The following is an 18,493-nucleotide window of genomic DNA, read 5'->3' on the forward strand; positions in this document are numbered from 1 at the left end:
CCACTAAAGGAAAGTTTTACATTGGAAGGGAAGAGTCATTGGAATTTGCCAGACACAATGTTTTTTTAAGGAGGATTTGCAAGGGTTCTAAATTGAAAACTATCCTATCGTAGTTGAATGTGTACCGCGATTTTGTTGCTGAATTCAAATACCCCGAAAGAGACAGGTAAAATTTCGTTCCATCAGAATTAATCTGACTGGTTTCTCAGTTTACTTTTTTACCTTTATTCGATAATATTGAATTTCTTCAAATTCACCTGCTTTCGAAAAAACAACTTTTTACCTGGAAAATATCAATGGAAAACTCAGTACTAACGAGAATTTTTACATTTCTACTACTATGCTCTTCCTTTTTTATGAAGGCGCAGACTTCTGTAGAAAATAAGCTCCCATTTCAGGACACGTCCCTGAGCACCGAAGAAAGAATAAAAGATTTAATCAATCGATTGACCCTGGAAGAGAAGGCCGGACAAATGTCTAATAACAGTCCTGCAATAGAACGCCTGGGAATCCCAGAATATAATTGGTGGAATGAAGCGCTCCATGGCCTTGGCCGTTCAGCAGTAGCCACGGTTTTCCCACAAGCCATCGGAATGGGAGCTACTTTTGATCCCGAACTCATTAAAAAAGTTGCTACAACAATTTCAGATGAGGCCAGAGCCAATTATAATGAAGCCGTAAAAAAAGGCTATCGCAAACAATACAGCGGACTTACTTTCTGGACACCGAATATCAACATCTTTCGTGACCCCAGGTGGGGCCGCGGACAGGAAACTTATGGCGAAGATCCGTTTTTAACTTCTCAAATGGGAGTGGCTTTTGTCAAAGGCCTGCAGGGGGATGACCCAAATTACCTGAAAACCGCGGCAGCAGCCAAACACTACGCCGTCCATAGCGGCCCAGAAAAGCTAAGACATGAATTCAATGCCGAAGCATCTCAAAAAGATCTATGGGAAACTTACCTGCCCGCCTTTCACGCACTGGTAGATGCCGATGTAGAAACCATCATGTGCGCTTACAACAGTACCAATGGTGAACCTTGTTGCGCCAACAAATATCTTATTCAGGATGTATTAAGAGATCAATGGAATTTTAAGGGTCACATCGTAAGCGATTGTGGTGCACTTGCCGATCTTTACAACGGTCATCATGTAGTGGAATCTCCTGCCGAAGCCGCTGCTCTTGCTGTTAAAACAGGGGTAAACCTAAACTGCGGAAACACTTATTCATATTTACCGGAAGCTGTAAAAAAAGGGCTCGTTTCGGAGGAAGAAATTGATAAGCGACTTGCGACCCTTCTGGAAACGAGGTTTAAACTGGGTTTATTTGATCCGGAAGACGCTACTCCTTATGCTGATCTTTCCGCTAAAGATATCAACACCAAAGAAAATCGCGAACTGGCGAAAAAAACCGCGATAGAATCAGTTGTAATGCTTAAGAACGATGGAGTGCTTCCCTTAAAAAATGATCTTTCAAAGTATTTTATCACCGGTCCCAATGCTACAAGTTTAGAGGTACTCCTGGGTAATTATCACGGTATAAATTCAAACCTGGTGACCGTTTTAGAAGGAATTGCCGGCGCAATTAGTCCCGAAAGTCAACTGCAATACCGTCAGGGAACCCTTTTAGCTACTCCTAATAAAAATCCTGAAGACTGGGCTTCGCCAAATGCCGGTAACAGCGATGCCACTATTGCTGTTTTGGGAATCTCCGGAATCCTGGAAGGAGAAGAAGGTGAATCTATTGCCTCCGAGACCTTTGGAGACAGGCTGGATTACAATATTCCTCAAAACCAGATAGAATACCTGCGAAAACTTCGTAAAGCCGCTAAAGACAAACCCGTTATTGTTGTGATCACCGGCGGAAGTCCTATGAACCTGCAAGAAGTTCATGAGCTTGCCGATGCTGTGCTTATGGTATGGTATCCGGGCGAAGAAGGAGGTAATGCAGTAGCTGATATAATTTTCGGAAAGGTCTCCCCTTCCGGACGACTGCCCATCACTTTTCCCAAATCACTCGAAGATTTGCCTCCATACCAGGACTACAGCATGAATGGCAGAACTTATAAATATATGAAAGCTGAACCTATGTATGACTTTGGCTATGGCCTAAGCTATTCCAGCTTTGAATATGCTCCAATTAGTCTTTCTAAAATCAGCGTCAAAAAAGGAAATTCTCTCATTGCAAGCACTTCAGTGAAAAATACAGGAAAAATGCCTGCCCAGGAAGTTGTTCAGTTATATGTTGCCGATGAACAAACCTCGGTAGAAGCTCCAAGGTATCAACTTTTTGGGATAAAAAGAATTCAACTGGAACCGGGAGAATCAAAACAAGTGAGCTTTGAAATTACTCCTGAAATGATGCAATTGGTCACCAATGAAGGAAAAAAGATCATCGAAAAAGGAAAATTCAAGATTTATATTGGAGGTTCAACACCAAACCAGAGAAACATGGAGCTGGGAATGCCCAAAGTAAAAGAAGCTGAATTTCAGGTGAGATAATTCTTTAAAATATCGAGCAGAAGCTTTTAAATTTTTATGTTCCCATCGAAGTTTTGGTCTGAAAAGAAACAAGCTGCTCTTATCGGTTTCAAAATTCAAAAGTAAAACCCTGTTGGGTTAACCTTTTATAAACATCATCATCAAAGCTGTAAAGTTTTGCCGCGCGATGGGAGACATCTTTTTGTTTTTCTTTTTGATCTACCAGAAGTTTCATTTTCAGAAATTTTCTTCTGAAATTGGGTTTATCCATTTGAACCCCCAGTATCTCTTCATAAAGCTGCATGAGTTGCAGAAGTGTGAATTTTGAAGGAAGTAAATTGAAACCGATAGGTTCTTTACGGACCCTGCTTTGAAGCTGCTCCAGGGCATAATTCAAAATCTTATTATGATCATAAATGAGCCCCGGCACCTCTTTTATTTTACACCATCTTGCTTCTGAAGCCGTAAAACCTGCCTTAATGCGATTGCCCTCTTTCTTGACCAGGGCATAATATCCAATGGTGATCACTCTTCCAGCAGGAAATCGATCGGGATCACCAAAAGCCTTCAGTTGCTCCAGGTAAACATTTTTTACCCCGGTAAGATCGTTAAGAAGTCGGTAAGCCGCCTCATCTATACTTTCATCCCGCCTGATCCAGCCCCCGGGCAAACCCCATTCACCTTCGCGTATCCCCCTGCCGTGCCTAACCAACAACACTTCAAGACTCCCTTCTTCAAATCCAAAAATTACACAATCAATGGTTATGGAATCCATAACTGAGCCTTCTAATGCCTCATCGGTTTCTCCACTAATGAAAGTCTTTTTTATGGTCATAGCTTTTGTTGTTAATTGGAAACCAGTCCTTTTAATAAAGTTCGTTTTAGATAATTTCTGGTATTAGATTGCTAAAGTAAAAATTAATATCTAAACTTGTAGTCATATGAACTATAAGATAATTGGAAACAACTAAATCTTATATGCAATCAAAAATTTGACAACCAGAAAACCCTAATCATATGTACTTTTTAGGAATAGATCTCGGTAGTTCCTCCATAAAACTTTCTGTGCTTGATGCAGAAAAAGGAAAGGAAATCTGCGTAGTTTCCCTGCCGGAATCTGAAATGGAGATAGTGGCGCCACAATTTGGCTGGGCAGAGCAAGACCCAAATTTGTGGTGGAAATATGTAAAACAAGGCATCCAAAAACTGGCTAAAAAACATCAGATCAATCTAAAAAAAATAAGTGCAATAGGAATTGCCTACCAGATGCACGGCCTTGTTCTCACAGATGAGAATCTGCACCCTCTGCGACCTTCCATTATTTGGTGTGACAGCAGAGCGGTAAGCATAGGAGAAGAAGCTTTTAACAATATAGGTCAGAATGAATGCCGCCAGGAGATCCTGGGAAGCCCCGGTAATTTTACAGCCTCTAAACTGAAATGGGTAAAAACGCATGAAGCCGAAAATTATGCGAAAGCCAAATACATGATGCTTCCCGGCGATTTTATTGCGGCAAAATTTTCCGGGCAGGCACAAACCACCGCTACCGGCCTTTCTGAAGCAGCGCTCTGGAACTTTTCTGCCGGTAAAATTGCAGATGGAGTTCTAAACAAGATGGGCTTGTCTGAAGAATTGATCCCAGAGATTGTTCCCTGTTTTGGAAAGCAGGCCAAAATACATCCAAAAATTGCGGAAGAGCTGGGACTTAGCCCTGAAACGGTAATCAGCTATCGTGCCGGAGATCAGCCTAACAACGCCCTTTCCCTCAATGTTCTGCATCCGGGAGAGATCGCCACCACAGCTGGCACCTCGGCCGTAGTCTATGCCGTGACAGATAAAGATATTTCAGATGAACAAGGTCGTATCAATACCTTTCTGCATGTAAATAACCAGGCCGATCAAAAACGCAATGGTATCCTTGGTATCATAAACGGATCGGGTATTCTTTACCAATGGCTTAGAAAAACAATCTCCCTGGGTTGTAAGGAACTGTTATCCTACGACCTGTTGAACGAAGAAGCTGCAAAAGTTGGCCCGGGCAGTGACGGCTTAAGATTTTATCCCTTCGGAAATGGTGCTGAGAGGATCTTCAATAACCGTCCCGTAAATTCAGGCATTGAAAACCTTAATTTCAACATTCACAAACCAGCCCACCTCATAAGGTCGGCATGCGAAGGAATCGTTTTTGCCATGAATTATGGATTTGATGTTATGAAATCCCTGGGAATCAATGGAGATGTGGTACGCGCCGGAAAAGGCAATCTTTTTCTGAGTCCCATTTTTAGGGAAATTTTTTGCAATACCACTCAGGCTAATCTTCAGCTATACAAAACTTCGGGAGCCGAAGGAGCAGCGCGTGGAGCCGCATTCGGTTTCGGTTATTACAATGACCTGAATGAAGCCTTTGCAAATCTGCAAATTCTGGAGAGTCTTGAACCTAAAAAGGAACTAAAGGATCAGTTTGAAGATATTTACGAAAACTGGAAACAACATATAAAAATAGAATCTTAAAGAATATGGAAAACAAATTTTTTAAAGGAATCGACAAAGTCAAATTTGAAGGCAGGGATAGTGACAATCCGCTGGCTTTTAAATGGTATGACGAAAACAGAAAAGTAGCCGGCAAAACCCTTAAGGAACATCTGCGTTTTGCTACTGCTTATTGGCACACCTTCAATAACACAGGAGCAGATCCATTTGGTCCGGGCACAGAAACTTTTGCATGGGATAAAAGTGAAGATCCAATTACCCGGGCTAAAGATAAAATGGATGCCGCTTTCGAATTCATGGCTAAGCTTGGAACACCCTATTACTGTTTCCATGATGTGGATGTAGTGGATGAAGCCCCCAGCCTATCAGAGTATGAAAAACGTGTTCAAACAATGGTGGAATACGCCAAGCAGAAGCAAAAAGATACGGGTATAAAACTGCTTTGGGGTACCTCTAATCTTTTCAGCAACCCGCGTTACATGAATGGTGCGGCTACCAATCCCAATTTTGACGTGCTGGCCTATGCCGGCGGTCAGGCTAAAATTGCCCTGGATGCTACTATCGCTCTGAGCGGAGAAAACTATGTATTCTGGGGAGGACGCGAAGGCTATATGAGCTTGCTCAATACCAATATGAAAAGGGAGCTGAATCACCTGGGACAATTCCTTCATACCTGTAAGGATTATGCCAGGAAACAAGGTTTTAAAGGCACCTTCTTCATTGAACCAAAACCGATGGAACCCACCAAGCATCAATATGATTTTGATGCCGCTACTTCTTTATCCTTCATAAACAAGTACGGACTTCAAGATGATTTCAAGCTCAATATTGAGGTAAATCATGCCACTCTTGCGGGCCACACTTTTCAGCATGAGTTGCAGGTCGCGATAGATGCAGGAATGCTGGGAAGTATCGACGCGAATAGAGGAGATTATCAAAATGGTTGGGATACCGATCAATTCCCTATCAATCTCTATGAAATTACCCAGGCAATGCTGGTAATTCTTGAAGGCGGTGGCATAAAAGATGGCGGAATTAATTTTGACGCTAAAGTACGAAGGAATTCTACCGATCTTAAAGATAAGTTCATTGCCCATGTCGCCGGTATGGATGTTTTTGCCAGAGGATTAATCTGTGCAAATGAGATCCTTGAAAAAACAAATTACAAGAAGTTGAGAAAAGAAAGATATTCATCTTTCGATAAAGGAAACGGTGCTAAATACGAAAATGGCGAATTATCTTTAGAAGATTTGAGCCGTATCGCCCGCGAAAATGGCGAACCTGAACAAATCAGCGGTCAACAGGAACTTTATGAGCAGATCATCGCGAATTCTTACTAATCGCAGATCTTAAATCTTAATTTATTTTTTCTTAAAACCGCCTCATCAGCCCATAGTGAGGCGGTTAATTTTATTTCTTTTAAACTTATTCCCATGAAAAAAAATTTAATAATCCGATTTTCTCTTCTTTCCCTGGCAGGTCTATTGGTAATATCCTGCGGGCAAAATCAGAAACAACAAAGTAGCCCGGAAGAAAAACAGGACAGTCTTGAGGAGCAACAACCTCTTAAAATAGATTCCGAACCACTTGTTACTGACAATTATACTGCCGATCCCTCTGCTCATGTTTTCAATGGAAAAATATACATTTATCCTTCTCACGATTACGATTCAGGAATCCCGGAAGATGATGAGGGCAGTCATTTTGATATGAAAGATTACCATGTTTATTCCATGGACAGCATAGGGGCTAAAGTTGTTGATCATGGGGTAGCCCTTGACATCAAGGATGTGCCCTGGGCGAAAAGACAAATGTGGGCACCAGATGCAGCCGAGAAAGACGGCACTTATTATCTCTATTTTCCGGCAAAAAATAAAGATAATATATTTAAGATTGGAGTAGCTACTTCAAAGAATCCGGCGGGTCCTTTTACAGCACTACCAAAACCCATTGAGAACAGCTTTAGTATAGACCCTGCTGTTTTTCAGGATTCTGATGGACAATATTATATGTATTTCGGTGGGATTTGGGGAGGCCAACTTCAGAGATGGTCTTCCGGGAAATATGTCAATGAAGATAAATACCCTGCTGATACTGCAGCCGCTCTTCAGCCTAAAATAGCACGGCTTAGCGAAGATATGACCAGCTTTGCCGAAGCTCCGCGAAGCGTAAGGATCCTGGATAAAGAAGGTAACGATCTCAAAGTTGGAGATAATGAACGAAGATTTTTTGAAGCGGCCTGGGTTCATAAGATGAACGACAAATATTACCTTTCTTATTCAACAGGGGACACCCACAAAATTGTCTATGCCACATCAGATAATCCCTATGGGCCGTTCACTTTCCAGGGCGTTCTTCTAAACCCGGTTCTTGGTTGGACCAATCATCATTCTATTGTAAAATACAATGGAAAATGGTATCTGTTCTATCACGACAGTTCTCTCTCTGGCGGAAAAACATACCTGAGAAGCATCAAAATGACAGAACTTAGATTTAATGAAGACGGAAGCATACGAACTCTCGATGCCATGACTGAACCAACTACTGATGAACAACAAGACCAATAGAATGAAAAATTTACTGCTTCTTTTTATTTCAATATGCTTTTTTCAGATTAGCCAGGCTCAAGTTCGTCTTCCGCGACTGGTGAGCGACGGAATGGTTCTGCAAAGAAATTCAAATGTAAATGTATGGGGCTGGGCTTCAAAGGGAGAGCCTGTAAGCATTCACTTCTTACAAAAGACCTATACCACAACGGCCGATCAAAATGGCGATTGGTCAATGACGATTTCAGGATTAAAAGCGGGTGGCCCTTTTGAGATGAATATTAAAGGTAAAAATGAGATAGTATTAAAAGATATTTATGTTGGGGATGTGTGGTTAGCCTCGGGCCAATCAAACATGGAATTACCCATGTCAAGAGTAGAGCCCCGCTATGAAGATGAGATAGCAACGGCCTCCAATAACGAACTACGGTTCTTTGAAGTGCCCAAAACCTATGATTTCAATGAAGTACACCAGGACCTGGAAAGCGGACATTGGGCACCAGTGAGCCAGGAGAATATCCGCGAATTATCGGCTGTAGCCTATTTCTTTGCGAAAAATCTTTATCCGCGATATCAAATTCCCATCGGGATCATCAATTCCAGTCTCGGTGGTTCACCTGTTGAGTCCTGGATAAGTGAGGAAGCCCTGAAAAAGTTTCCGGCTCCTTATGAAGAATTTCAACGTTTTCAGAATAAATCCTACAGAGATAGCATTGCTGAATCTGATGCAAGAAGGATGCATCAATGGTATGAACAGCTACAGGAAAAAGATAAAGGAGTCCGCGAAGGATGGTCTAATGGAACAACTAAGACCAATAACTGGGACACCATGAAAATTCCGGGCTACTGGGCATCAGGTCTGGGAAACAAGAATGGCTCGGTTTGGTTTCAACGCCAGGTTGAAATTCCAAAGGACTTAGAAGGAGAGCCTGTTAAACTTTTATTAGGGCGAATTGTAGATGCCGATTCGGTATTTGTTAATGGGACCTATGTAGGAAATACAACTTATCAATATCCGCCCCGACGTTACCAGATTCCCTCCGGTGTTTTAAACGCCGGTGAAAATACTTTTACTATTAGAGTAATTAACGAGAGCGGGCAAGGCGGTTTTGTACCAGATAAACCCTATAAACTTGTTTTTCCTAATCGCGAAATAGACCTGAAAGGTCCATGGAAATACCAGCTGGGAGGCGCGATGCCGGCACTTCAAAGTCCAACTTTTATCCGCTGGAAGCCGGTAGGGCTTTACAATGCGATGATCAATCCAATTACACCCTATACAATGAAAGGGGTGATTTGGTACCAGGGAGAATCAAACACGGGAAACCCAGGCCAGTACAAGGAGCTCTTTACCACCATGATAAAAGATTGGAGACAAAAATTTAGGCAGGAGGATCTTCCGTTCCTCTTTGTGCAGTTAGCCAATTTTATGGAATCTAAAGACACACCACAAGACAGTAATTGGGCCCGTTTAAGAGAAGCCCAGGCACAGACTCTTTCGGTTCCAAATACCGGAATGGCCGTCACTATTGACGTTGGTGAGTGGAATGATATTCACCCGCTCAACAAAAAAGCTGTGGGTGATCGTTTAGCCCAGGCAGCAAGAAAAGTAGCCTATAACGAAGATGTGGTACCCGGAGGACCCCTGTACAAATCCTCAAGGGTGAGCGGCGACTCCATAGTGATCTCCTTCAACAACACCGCGGAAGGTTTAAAGACAAAAGGAAAAACTCTGCAAGGTTTTGCTATAGCAGGCAAGGACCATGAATTCGTGTGGGCCACGGCAGAGATTCAGGGAGACCAGGTGGTTGTTTATAGCCCGGAGGTCAAAGATCCGGTAGCAGTAAGATATGGATGGGATGATAACCCAGATACTGCTAATCTCTATAATTCTGAAGGCCTGCCGGCTTCTCCTTTTAGAACAGACAATTGGTGAACAGATTATCAAATAAGGCCATCTTTAGGTTTAGAAAAAATCCAATTAAGAAATTAAAAACCTGGTCAAAGTATTAAGTTCATCCAGCTTTACATTCGTAAAAAAGCCGCTGATGTTGGCAACCCGTCGACACAAAATAACAATGCCCTCTCGTAGAGCCTATAAAGAGGGCATTGTTTAAATTATGTTGTAGCCTCACCAGGAATCGAACCTGGATCTAAAGTTTAGGAAACTTCTATTCTATCCATTGAACTATGAGGCCTTCAGGGGCACAAAAATAAACTCTTTAATCAGAAAATAAAACTACTTCTCCAAAACTTAATTTTCTCTTCAGTAAAACTTCAGCTATATTGAAGATAAAAATAAGATCATGAAAACATTATCTATCGTAGGTTTCAATATTATATTCCTTTTCGCCATTGCCTGCGGAAGTAGTAGCCAGTCCGTAGCGACTGAGTATACCGGAACTATTGAGCCTGCCGGGATTACTTCCTACCAGTATGGAACGCATCGGCTGATCACTGATGATGAAACATATGCTCTCAAAAGCGAAAAAGTAGATCTCAACAAATATGAAGGAAAAAAAGTGACGCTTACAGCCGAAAAAGTGGAAGGTTATCCTGTAGATGGAGGACCAATATTCCTTAATGTTATGACTATAAAGGAATGAGTAATTTTCATCCTGATATTTTTTATTTTTGTTGAGTTAGCACCAGAACAGGAAAATACCGCTGCTTTCGGCTTTTAAATTATTTTCAAAAACTGAGCGCTTTTTAATCTTAAAACCATGAAGAAACTACTAATCTTTGCCCTTGCTCTTTGTCCGCATTTTATTAATTCACAGAAGGCAGATCCCGAAAAAGGGGCTTTTGCGCATACTTTTTCTATTGTAGCCCGAGATACCATTACCGGTGAAATGGCCGTTGGAGTTCAAAGCCACTGGTTCTCGGTTGGCGCACTGGTCCCCTGGGGAAGAGCGGGCGTGGGTGTGGTTGCCACTCAGTCATTCGTAAATCCTGCATATGGTCCGGAAGGATTAAATTTAATGGCTGAAGGAATTCCAGCCGGAGAAGCTCTCTCCCGACTTGTGGAAAAAGATGAAGGACGGGCATACAGGCAGGTTGCTTTTCTCGATGCCAATGGAGGAGTTTCAGCTTATACCGGAGATAAATGTGTGGAATATGCCGAAGATCTCACCGGAAAAAACTTTTCGGTGCAGGCCAATATGATGCTTACCGATAAAGTGGTACCGGCGATGGCAGAAGCTTTTATGAGGTATTCTGATTATCCCCTGGCCGAAAGAGTGATGGAAGTCCTTAAGGCCGCGCAGAAAGCCGGAGGCGATATCCGCGGAAAACAATCGGCTGCACTTATCGTGGTTGGCCCCGAAAAAACCAGTAAGCTTTGGGAAGATAAAAAAATCGACCTAAGGGTTGACGACCATAAAAATCCTATTCAGGAACTGGAGAGATTGCTGAAAGTGGAAAGAGCCTACGAGCATATGAATAATGGTGATCTCGCCGTGGAAGCCGGAAATACCCAAAAAGCACTTGAGGAATACGGTGCGGCAGAGAAAATGTTCCCCGATAACCTGGAAATGAAATTCTGGAAAGCAGTCGCAATGGCCAATAGCGGGATGCTTGAAGAAGCAAAAACTGTTTTTCAGAAGATCTTCGAAAAAGATGAAAACTGGAAGGAAATGTTGAAAAGGCTTCCTGCCTCCGGACTCTTAAATTTAAGCCCGGAAGAAATTAAAAGTATCACAAATGAATAGACACTAAAACTGGAACATTGTTTGTTGTATTTAGATGCTTTTATCCAGTATTTTCAATGGATATCCGCGAAATTTTCAAATTTTAATTATCTTGCCTCACCTCTAAATTAAGTCTTTATACATTATTCAATTTCATAAATATTTACCTGCAATGATCCCAAAAAAAACGGCCCTCCTGGCCGGAATTTTCTTCCTGTTTATAGCCAACATAAATGCGCAAAAATCTGAATTAAGTGTTGAAAAAATCATGCAGGATCCGCTCTGGATGGGCACCTTCCCCAGCGATGTAAATTGGGGAATTGAAAGTGAGAATATCTATTTTGATTATAATCCCGAAGGAAATTTATCAGATTCTATTTACAAAATAAAGGTACAGAACCCACAGAAAATACTTAAAGTTTCTCCCGAAGAAAAACGTAATCGTATTCCTTCAAATGGTGATTTTAATGATAAAAGAACGGAAAAGGTTTACTCCGAAAATGGGGATCTTTTTATCTATAACCTAAAGTCTTCAGCTAAAAAAGAGCTACTTGACCTTCCGTCAGATATAAGAAATCCCGAATTTCTAATTGACAATGACGAGCTATCATTCCGCGCAAAAAACAACGCCTATGTTTACGACCTCAAGTCGGGATTTATAAAAAGGCTCACACATATCGATGAAGGGGCGCCTAAAAAGAAGAAAGAAGAAAAACTTTCAGCTAAAAATGAATATCTGGAAAAAGAGAACCTGGATTTACTTCAGGTAGTCAGGGAGCGTAATGAAAAACAGGAAAAAGCCAAAGAGTACAGAGAGTCAAATGCTCCAGAAGAGCCCTATACTTTCTATTTGGATGATCAGGATCTTCGCACTTTAAAAGTTTCTCCGAACGCCAAATATGCGGCATTTAATCTTATTAAACAGGAAAACGGAAAAAGTACCGAAGTTCCTAATTATGTTGATAAAAGCGGTTACACCACCGACATTTCTTCTCGAAGCAAGGTTGGAGACATGGATTATCACTCCAAACTGGCAGTCTATAATTTTGAAAAAGACACTGTTTATATTCCCGATTTTACCAATCTTCCGGGAATTTCCGCGCTTCCGGATTATGCTGCCGATTATCCCGACAGAGAATGGAAAAAAGAAGCCAGAGAGGTAATCCCAACCAGTTTTTATTTTTCACCTGACGGAAAAAAATTGATCGCCAACCTGCGTTCAACCGATAATAAAGATCGTTGGATCGTGCTCATCGATCCGAAGGACGGAAGTGTGAAAAACCTGGACCATCAGCGTGATGAAGCCTGGCTCGCTGGCCCGGGAATAGGCTATACGTACTGGGGCGGTGAAACTTTGGGATGGCTGCCAGATTCCAGGTACATCTTTTTTCAAAGTGAAGAAACGGGTTATTCTAATCTTTACATTCTTAATATAGAAACCGGCAAAAAGAAAAATCTCACGCCCGGCGATTATGAGGTATTTGATTCCTTTATCTCTAATGATGAAAAACACTGGTATTTCACCTCTTCTGAAGTCGATCCCGGCGAACGCCATTTTTACCGAATGCCTTTAATGGGTGGAAAAATGGAGAAGCTTACTTCTATGACCGGTAATAATGAGGTCACTCTTTCGCCGGATGAAAAATATATGGCAATTCGCTATTCTTATATGAATAAACCCTGGGAACTTTATTTAAAAAAGACAAAAGCCAATGCCAAACCTATGCAGGTAACAAATGGGCAGTCAGAGGCCTTTGCTTCCTACAACTGGCGCAAACCGCAGCTTATTCGATTTGAAGCCCGCGATGGGCAAATGGTTCCCGCTAGGTTATATGTGCCCGATGAAAAGGTGAAAAATAACGCGGCTATTGTCTTTGTTCATGGAGCCGGCTACCTTCAAAATGTGCACAAATGGTGGTCAAGCTATTTCAGGGAATATATGTTCAATAACCTTTTGACCGATCTTGGATACACCGTGATCGACATTGATTACCGGGGCAGTGCAGGTTACGGCCGCGACTGGAGAACCGCAATTTATAGACATATGGGCGGAAAAGACCTGACTGACCAGGTAGACGGAGTAAAATTCCTGATTGAAAATTATGATATTGACCCCGATAAAGTAGGTATTTACGGCGGAAGTTATGGCGGATTCATCACGCTTATGGCTATGTTTACCCAGCCCGAAACTTTTAAAGCCGGCGCGGCATTGAGATCGGTTACAGACTGGGCACATTATAACCACGGATATACTTCAGATATTTTGAATGAACCTTCTGAAGATCCCATCGCTTATCGTCGCTCTTCCCCTATTTATTTTGCAGAAGGCCTGCAGGGAAATCTTCTTATCGCCCATGGAATGGTAGATACAAATGTCCATTTTCAGGATGTGGTAAGGCTTACACAACGACTTATAGAATTAGGTAAGGATGATTGGGAACTTGCAGTTTATCCCGTCGAAAATCATGGTTTTGTAGAGCCCAGCAGCTGGACCGACGAATATAGCCGTATATTAGAACTGTTCAATGAAAGTTTACTTAATAAAACAGGAACGCCACCCTCTAAGAATACCAGGTAAAATATGGATGTAGAATTTGTAAGAAAACAATTTCCGGCACTTCAGAGCAATTTCATTTTTATGGATAATGCCGGTGGTTCCCAGGTTTTGGGAAAAGTAATTGAAAGAATTACCGGATACCTCGTCCATCACAACGTGCAACTTGGTGCCTCTTATAAAGTTTCAGCCGAAGCAGGCCAAAAACTGAAATACACCACCTCAAAACTGGCAGAACTGGTCAATGCTTCCAAAGCCGAAGAGATTGTTATTGGCTCCTCCACTACCATGCTTATCAGGCTCCTTAGTATCAGCATTAGCCGACAGTGGAAAAAAGGGGATGAAGTGATCGTTACCAATACCGATCATGAAGCGAATGTTTCGCCCTGGACCGATCTTGAGGAAAAAGGTATTGTTGTGAGGATCTGGAAAATGAATCCGCAAACACTCAAACTGGAAATAAACGATCTTCATAAGTTATTGAACGAACGCACCAAACTTGTTGCCGTCACCCATGCTTCGAACGTTCTGGGAACGATCAATCCCATTAAAAAGATCGCACAGGAAGTTCATAAAGCCGGTGCTCTGATTTGTGTAGATGGGGTGGCTTATGCCCCGCATAGAAAGGTAGATGTTCGGGAACTGGATGTCGATTTCTACTTTTTCAGCTGGTATAAAACTTACGGGCCGCACCTGGCAATGATGTACGGAAAATATAATTTGCTGCTGAAACTGGACAGTCTTAACCATTATTTCATCGGAAAAAAAGAAATTCCCTATAAACTCCAGCCGGGAAATTATAATTTCGAACTTACCTACAGTTTGCTCGGAATTTCAGAATATTACCTGGATCTATACAAGCATCATTTTCCGGAAAAAACTTCTATTAATCATTCAGAAAAACTTGATAAGGCGTTCGAAATGATAGCAGGTCATGAAGAATCGCTTGCTGAAATATTACTGAATTACCTCAACAGCATTCCGGAGATACAGATCATTGGCATTCCAAAAGCCGATTCCTCACAACGTGTTCCCACGATTTCTTTTATACATCAAAAAATGAAAAGTGATGAGATCGTCAAAAAAGTTGACGATTTCAGAATTGGGATCAGGTTTGGTGATTTTTACGCGAAAAAACTCATTCAGGCCTTAAATCTTCAAGAAAAGAATGGAGTGGTTCGTGTAAGCCTTGTTCATTATAATACTTCGGAAGAAGTACATAAACTGATTAAAGCTTTCCAAACCATATTTTAAAAAAAAGCTGCCGAAATTTCTTAAGACAGCTTTTTGATTTTTTATTCAAGCCTTATTTAGGCTTCTATGGCCTGTTTTAGATCGGCCACCAGGTCTTCTTCGTCTTCAACACCCACGCTCAACCGTATTAGGGAATCTACAATTCCTGTTTTTGCGCGCTCTTCCTGTGGGATGGAAGCATGGGTCATACTTGCGGGATGGCCGGCAAGAGATTCCACGCCTCCCAATGATTCTGCCAGGGTAAAAACTTTAAGGTTTTCGACAATTTTTGTGGCGCTGGCCAGGGAATTTTCTTTAGTAGTAAAAGAGATCATTCCGCCAAAGCCCTTCATTTGCTTTTTAGCTACTTCATGATTAGGATGGTCTTCAAATCCGGGCCAGTAAACCTTACCAACTCGCGGATGGGATTTCAGAAATCTAGCAACCGCTTCCCCATTTTCACAATGCCGCTGCATGCGAAGATGAAGTGTTTTAATTCCGCGAAGCACAAGAAAACTATCCTGTGGGCCGCAAATTGCACCGCTGGCATTCTGGATAAAATATAATTTATCAGCCAGTTCTTTTTCTTTAACCACAAGACTTCCCATCACCACATCACTATGGCCGCCGAGATATTTTGTGGCACTGTGCATTACAATGTCAGCACCTAAATCCAGCGGCTGTTGCAGGTAAGGAGTGGCAAAAGTATTATCGACAGCAAGTAAAAGATCATGCTTTTTGGCAATTTTTGAAACCGCTTCGATGTCAATAACATTCATCATCGGGTTAGTGGGCGTTTCCACCCAGATCAGTTTAGTATTTTCGTTGATATGATCTTCAATACCGGCCGCATCCTGCATTCCGATAAAGCGGTATTTAATACCAAGATTCTCAAAGATTTTGGTAAAAAGGCGGTAAGAACCTCCGTAAAGATCGTTGGTAGAAATGATTTCATCACCGGGTTTGAAAAGTTTCATCACCGCATCAATAGCTGCCAGTCCAGAACCAAATGCAAGTCCATAATTCCCGTTTTCGATGCTTGCCAGCGATCTTTCCAAAGCAGCTCGCGTTGGATTTCCGCTACGAGAATATTCAAAGCCTTTATGACCACCGGGTGTGGTTTGCGAATAAGTACTGGTTTGATAAATAGGTGGCATTACAGAACCGTAAGCTGGATCGGTTTCTTCCTGGCCGCCGTGTATCGTTTTTGTGTTGAATTTCATCTTCTAAAATTTTGAAAAACAAATGTAGTGAGCCTATTGGGCAATCACAAAATTGCCTTTACCTTTATGCTGTTATTTAACGGAATTTGCTGTGAGAAAAATCACCTCCCTTTGTCTCGTTTTTTTGCTTCTTGTCTCTTGTAAGGAGGATAAAAAAGAAGAAAAAACCGAAACATCCCTTACATTCCAAACCAAATCCCTGAGCAAAAGTCTGGATGATTGTACGCCTGAAAATGGCAATTGTACATTTATCAGCTTGACTTTTCCCGTGGCTTCAGGTGCAGACTACCAGGCGGAAAAGATCAATCGGGAAATTGAAAAATTCCTGGTAAGCATTGTAGATTATCAGGAGGAGGAGAAAATTGAAAAACCGGAAGAACTTGCCGAAGATTTTATCGCGAATTATAAAGAAACGGCGGAAGAATTTCCTGAATATGAACTTCCATGGGAAGCAACTGTGACCGGAAAGATCATTTATCAGGATGCCGACATTATTTCTATGGAATTTGATACCGATATGTTCACAGGAGGTGCCCATGGCTACCGCAGCACTAATTATCTGAATTTCGACCGCAAAACCGGGAAAAAACTAACTGCTACTGATCTCTTTAAAGATGATTTTAAAAAATTCGTGGAAAAAGACTTCCGAAAGAAATACGAAATTCCCTCTGATTCAAATATCAACAGCACCGGAATGTTCTTCGAAGATGAGAAATTCCGTCTTCCTGAAAATATAGGAATTTCCCAAAAAAAGATTTTACTACACTATAATGCCTATGAAATAGCATCTTATGCCGCCGGTAATTTCAACCTTCAGTATCCCAAAAAAGAGATACAGCAATTCCTGAAAATATCAGATTCTTCTATGACCAGATAACCTCAAGCTTTTATTAAAATTCCGGCTGAATGTAAGAAAATCCCGTTCTTTGCATTCTGAATTCAGGATTATGGATCTTTCCTGACACAAAAATTTTTCTTAAAAAAACCGGATGAAAAAAATTTATCACCTTTCCACCTGCAATACCTGTCAGCGAATTCTTAAAGAACTCGCACCGCCCTCGTCGTTTATTCTTCAGGATATAAAAGAGGAAAAGATCACTGAAGACCAGCTGGAGCAGATGCGGGAATTTGCCGGAAGTTACGAAGCGCTTTTCAGCCGGAGAGCGAGATTGTATAAAGAAAAAGAGCTTAAAAATGAAGAACTCGATGAAGGAAGGTATAAAAATTTAATCCTGGAACACTACACTTTCCTGAAGCGACCGGTACTAATTAATAACGACGAAATTTTTATTGGCAATTCCAAAAAAACAGTAGAAGCTGCCAAAAAATCTATTCATAGTGAGTAGCAGGACTCTTGCCATACTTGCAGCTTTTACTGCCAGTGCCATTTATGGTATTAACCATACCATTGCGAAAGGAGTGATGCCTACTTATATCCAGCCTTTCGGATTTATTTTATTGAGAGTGAGCGGGGCGGCAATTCTTTTCTGGATCATTAGCATCTGGTCTCCCAAAGAAAAGATCGCGACTTCAGACTGGCCGCGGCTCCTGGGCTGCGCAATTTTCGGAATGGTGATCAACATGCTATTTTTCTTTAAGGGGCTAAGCCTTTCCACACCTATTAACAGCTCGGTAATTATAACTTTGTCGCCAGTAATGGTACTTATACTGGCTTCTATTCTCATTGGGGAACGCATCACCTGGCTCAAGACTCTGGGAATCATTATTGGGATGGGCGGAGCTTTGGTGCTGGTACTATTCAGTAAAGAAGAAAGTCAGAATGCTCCTAATATTCCCCTGGGAAATACCCTTTTTCTGGTCAATGCATTTTCTTACGGCCTCTATCTTATTCTTGTAAAGCCTCTTACAGCTAAATACAGCGCGATAACCTTAATGAAATGGCTGTTCTTAATTGCCATTTTTATTAATTTACCAATAACCATTGGTCAATTTACCGCGGTAGAATGGGCAGATCTTCCCTTTGACGCTATCTGGAAAATGGGATATGTTGTTGTAGGAACCACATTTTTAACCTATTTGCTGAATGTTTACGCTTTAAAGCAACTCTCTCCGGCAACCATCAGCGCGTTTATTTACCTCCAGCCTTTGATCGCCATTAGCTTTGCCATTGCAGTAGGTGCCGATGAGTTAACCGCCGTCAAGGTCCTCGCTGCTGTTCTGGTATTTGTGGGAGTTTATATGGTGAGTATGAAAAAGAAAAAAATTACCAGTTAGCCACTTAAAAAATTTACTGAGGTTAAGCGAGATATTATTAAAG

14 protein-coding genes and 1 tRNA gene are annotated in these 18,493 nt (G+C 41.6%); 12 read left to right on the top strand and 3 right to left on the bottom strand.

Annotated features, from left to right (window positions below; genetic code table 11):
- Positions 1 to 296: 296 nt before the first annotated feature.
- Entirely contained in the window at positions 297 to 2,501 is a 2,205-nt protein-coding gene (locus tag C7S20_RS04850) for a glycoside hydrolase family 3 N-terminal domain-containing protein (protein ID WP_227009103.1), read from the top strand.
- A gap of 88 nt (positions 2,502 to 2,589) precedes the next feature.
- Here the strand turns inward: C7S20_RS04850 and C7S20_RS04855 are convergent, their stop codons facing one another.
- On the bottom strand, positions 2,590 to 3,315 hold the full coding sequence (locus C7S20_RS04855; RefSeq protein ID WP_107011422.1) for an NUDIX hydrolase: 726 nt from the start codon (positions 3,313 to 3,315) through the stop codon (positions 2,590 to 2,592).
- A 182-nt stretch (positions 3,316 to 3,497) separates the two neighbouring features.
- Between C7S20_RS04855 and C7S20_RS04860 the strand changes: the two genes are divergently transcribed.
- From C7S20_RS04860 to C7S20_RS04875, 4 genes are all read left to right on the top strand, one after another.
- Positions 3,498 to 4,991 carry a xylulokinase gene (locus tag C7S20_RS04860; RefSeq protein ID WP_107011423.1) on the top strand — a complete coding sequence of 498 codons (1,494 nt, stop codon included), beginning with the start codon at positions 3,498 to 3,500 and terminating at the stop codon, positions 4,989 to 4,991.
- Between the two features lie 5 nt (positions 4,992 to 4,996).
- The gene (gene xylA, locus C7S20_RS04865; protein WP_107011424.1) at positions 4,997 to 6,310 is read left to right on the top strand and encodes a xylose isomerase; all 1,314 of its coding nucleotides are present in this window, start codon (positions 4,997 to 4,999) and stop codon (positions 6,308 to 6,310) included.
- Positions 6,311 to 6,403: 93 nt separating this feature from the next.
- Positions 6,404 to 7,537 (top strand): glycoside hydrolase family 43 protein, encoded by a 1,134-nt coding sequence (locus tag C7S20_RS04870; RefSeq protein ID WP_107011425.1) that lies wholly within the window; start codon positions 6,404 to 6,406, stop codon positions 7,535 to 7,537.
- Between the two features lies 1 nt (position 7,538).
- Complete coding sequence (locus tag C7S20_RS04875) at positions 7,539 to 9,452, top strand: sialate O-acetylesterase (RefSeq protein ID WP_107011426.1); 1,914 nt, start codon at positions 7,539 to 7,541, stop codon at positions 9,450 to 9,452.
- Between the two features lie 190 nt (positions 9,453 to 9,642).
- Here C7S20_RS04875 and C7S20_RS04880 read toward each other — a convergent pair.
- Positions 9,643 to 9,714 (bottom strand) — tRNA-Arg (locus C7S20_RS04880).
- 108 nt (positions 9,715 to 9,822) lie between these two features.
- Between C7S20_RS04880 and C7S20_RS04885 the strand changes: the two genes are divergently transcribed.
- The 4 genes from C7S20_RS04885 (at position 9,823) to C7S20_RS04900 (ending at position 15,013) form a co-directional block, all read left to right on the top strand.
- Positions 9,823 to 10,122: a hypothetical protein gene (locus C7S20_RS04885; protein WP_107011427.1), complete on the top strand. Its 300-nt coding sequence runs from the start codon at positions 9,823 to 9,825 to the stop codon at positions 10,120 to 10,122.
- Positions 10,123 to 10,239: 117 nt separating this feature from the next.
- Positions 10,240 to 11,226 carry a DUF1028 domain-containing protein gene (locus C7S20_RS04890; RefSeq protein WP_107011428.1) on the top strand — a complete coding sequence of 329 codons (987 nt, stop codon included), beginning with the start codon at positions 10,240 to 10,242 and terminating at the stop codon, positions 11,224 to 11,226.
- Between the two features lie 151 nt (positions 11,227 to 11,377).
- Entirely contained in the window at positions 11,378 to 13,783 is a 2,406-nt protein-coding gene (locus C7S20_RS04895) for a S9 family peptidase (protein WP_107011429.1), read from the top strand.
- A 3-nt stretch (positions 13,784 to 13,786) separates the two neighbouring features.
- Positions 13,787 to 15,013 (top strand): cysteine desulfurase-like protein, encoded by a 1,227-nt coding sequence (locus tag C7S20_RS04900; RefSeq protein WP_107011430.1) that lies wholly within the window; start codon positions 13,787 to 13,789, stop codon positions 15,011 to 15,013.
- 56 nt (positions 15,014 to 15,069) lie between these two features.
- Here the strand turns inward: C7S20_RS04900 and C7S20_RS04905 are convergent, their stop codons facing one another.
- Positions 15,070 to 16,215, bottom strand: coding sequence for a cystathionine gamma-synthase (locus C7S20_RS04905; protein ID WP_107011431.1), 1,146 nt, complete (start codon positions 16,213 to 16,215; stop codon positions 15,070 to 15,072).
- Between the two features lie 91 nt (positions 16,216 to 16,306).
- Between C7S20_RS04905 and C7S20_RS04910 the strand changes: the two genes are divergently transcribed.
- The 3 genes from C7S20_RS04910 (at position 16,307) to C7S20_RS04920 (ending at position 18,450) form a co-directional block, all read left to right on the top strand.
- Positions 16,307 to 17,092 carry a DUF3298 and DUF4163 domain-containing protein gene (locus C7S20_RS04910; RefSeq protein WP_159039870.1) on the top strand — a complete coding sequence of 262 codons (786 nt, stop codon included), beginning with the start codon at positions 16,307 to 16,309 and terminating at the stop codon, positions 17,090 to 17,092.
- A 112-nt stretch (positions 17,093 to 17,204) separates the two neighbouring features.
- Positions 17,205 to 17,561, top strand: a complete 357-nt coding sequence (locus C7S20_RS04915; RefSeq protein ID WP_107011433.1) for an arsenate reductase family protein — start codon at positions 17,205 to 17,207, stop codon at positions 17,559 to 17,561.
- Complete coding sequence (locus tag C7S20_RS04920; protein WP_107011434.1) at positions 17,554 to 18,450, top strand: DMT family transporter; 897 nt, start codon at positions 17,554 to 17,556, stop codon at positions 18,448 to 18,450. The genes C7S20_RS04915 and C7S20_RS04920 overlap by 8 nt, the downstream gene beginning before the upstream one ends.
- Positions 18,451 to 18,493 lie beyond the last annotated feature (43 nt).

The sequence above is a fragment of the Christiangramia fulva genome (assembly GCF_003024155.1).
GTDB classification, from domain to species: domain Bacteria; phylum Bacteroidota; class Bacteroidia; order Flavobacteriales; family Flavobacteriaceae; genus Christiangramia; species Christiangramia fulva.

Bases quoted from the DNA above. Each gene is read 5' to 3' on its own strand.
- C7S20_RS04905 (WP_107011431.1), bottom strand. From the start codon at position 16,215: ATGAAATTCAACACAAAAACGATACACGGCGGCCAGGAAGAAACCGAT.
- C7S20_RS04870 (WP_107011425.1), top strand. From the start codon at position 6,404: ATGAAAAAAAATTTAATAATCCGATTTTCTCTTCTTTCCCTGGCAGGT.
- C7S20_RS04860 (WP_107011423.1), top strand. From the start codon at position 3,498: ATGTACTTTTTAGGAATAGATCTCGGTAGTTCCTCCATAAAACTTTCT.
- C7S20_RS04915 (WP_107011433.1), top strand. From the start codon at position 17,205: ATGAAAAAAATTTATCACCTTTCCACCTGCAATACCTGTCAGCGAATT.
- C7S20_RS04900 (WP_107011430.1), top strand. From the start codon at position 13,787: ATGGATGTAGAATTTGTAAGAAAACAATTTCCGGCACTTCAGAGCAAT.
- xylA (WP_107011424.1), top strand. From the start codon at position 4,997: ATGGAAAACAAATTTTTTAAAGGAATCGACAAAGTCAAATTTGAAGGC.
- C7S20_RS04875 (WP_107011426.1), top strand. From the start codon at position 7,539: ATGAAAAATTTACTGCTTCTTTTTATTTCAATATGCTTTTTTCAGATT.
- C7S20_RS04890 (WP_107011428.1), top strand. From the start codon at position 10,240: ATGAAGAAACTACTAATCTTTGCCCTTGCTCTTTGTCCGCATTTTATT.
- C7S20_RS04885 (WP_107011427.1), top strand. From the start codon at position 9,823: ATGAAAACATTATCTATCGTAGGTTTCAATATTATATTCCTTTTCGCC.
- C7S20_RS04855 (WP_107011422.1), bottom strand. From the start codon at position 3,315: ATGACCATAAAAAAGACTTTCATTAGTGGAGAAACCGATGAGGCATTA.
- C7S20_RS04895 (WP_107011429.1), top strand. From the start codon at position 11,378: ATGATCCCAAAAAAAACGGCCCTCCTGGCCGGAATTTTCTTCCTGTTT.
- C7S20_RS04850 (WP_227009103.1), top strand. From the start codon at position 297: ATGGAAAACTCAGTACTAACGAGAATTTTTACATTTCTACTACTATGC.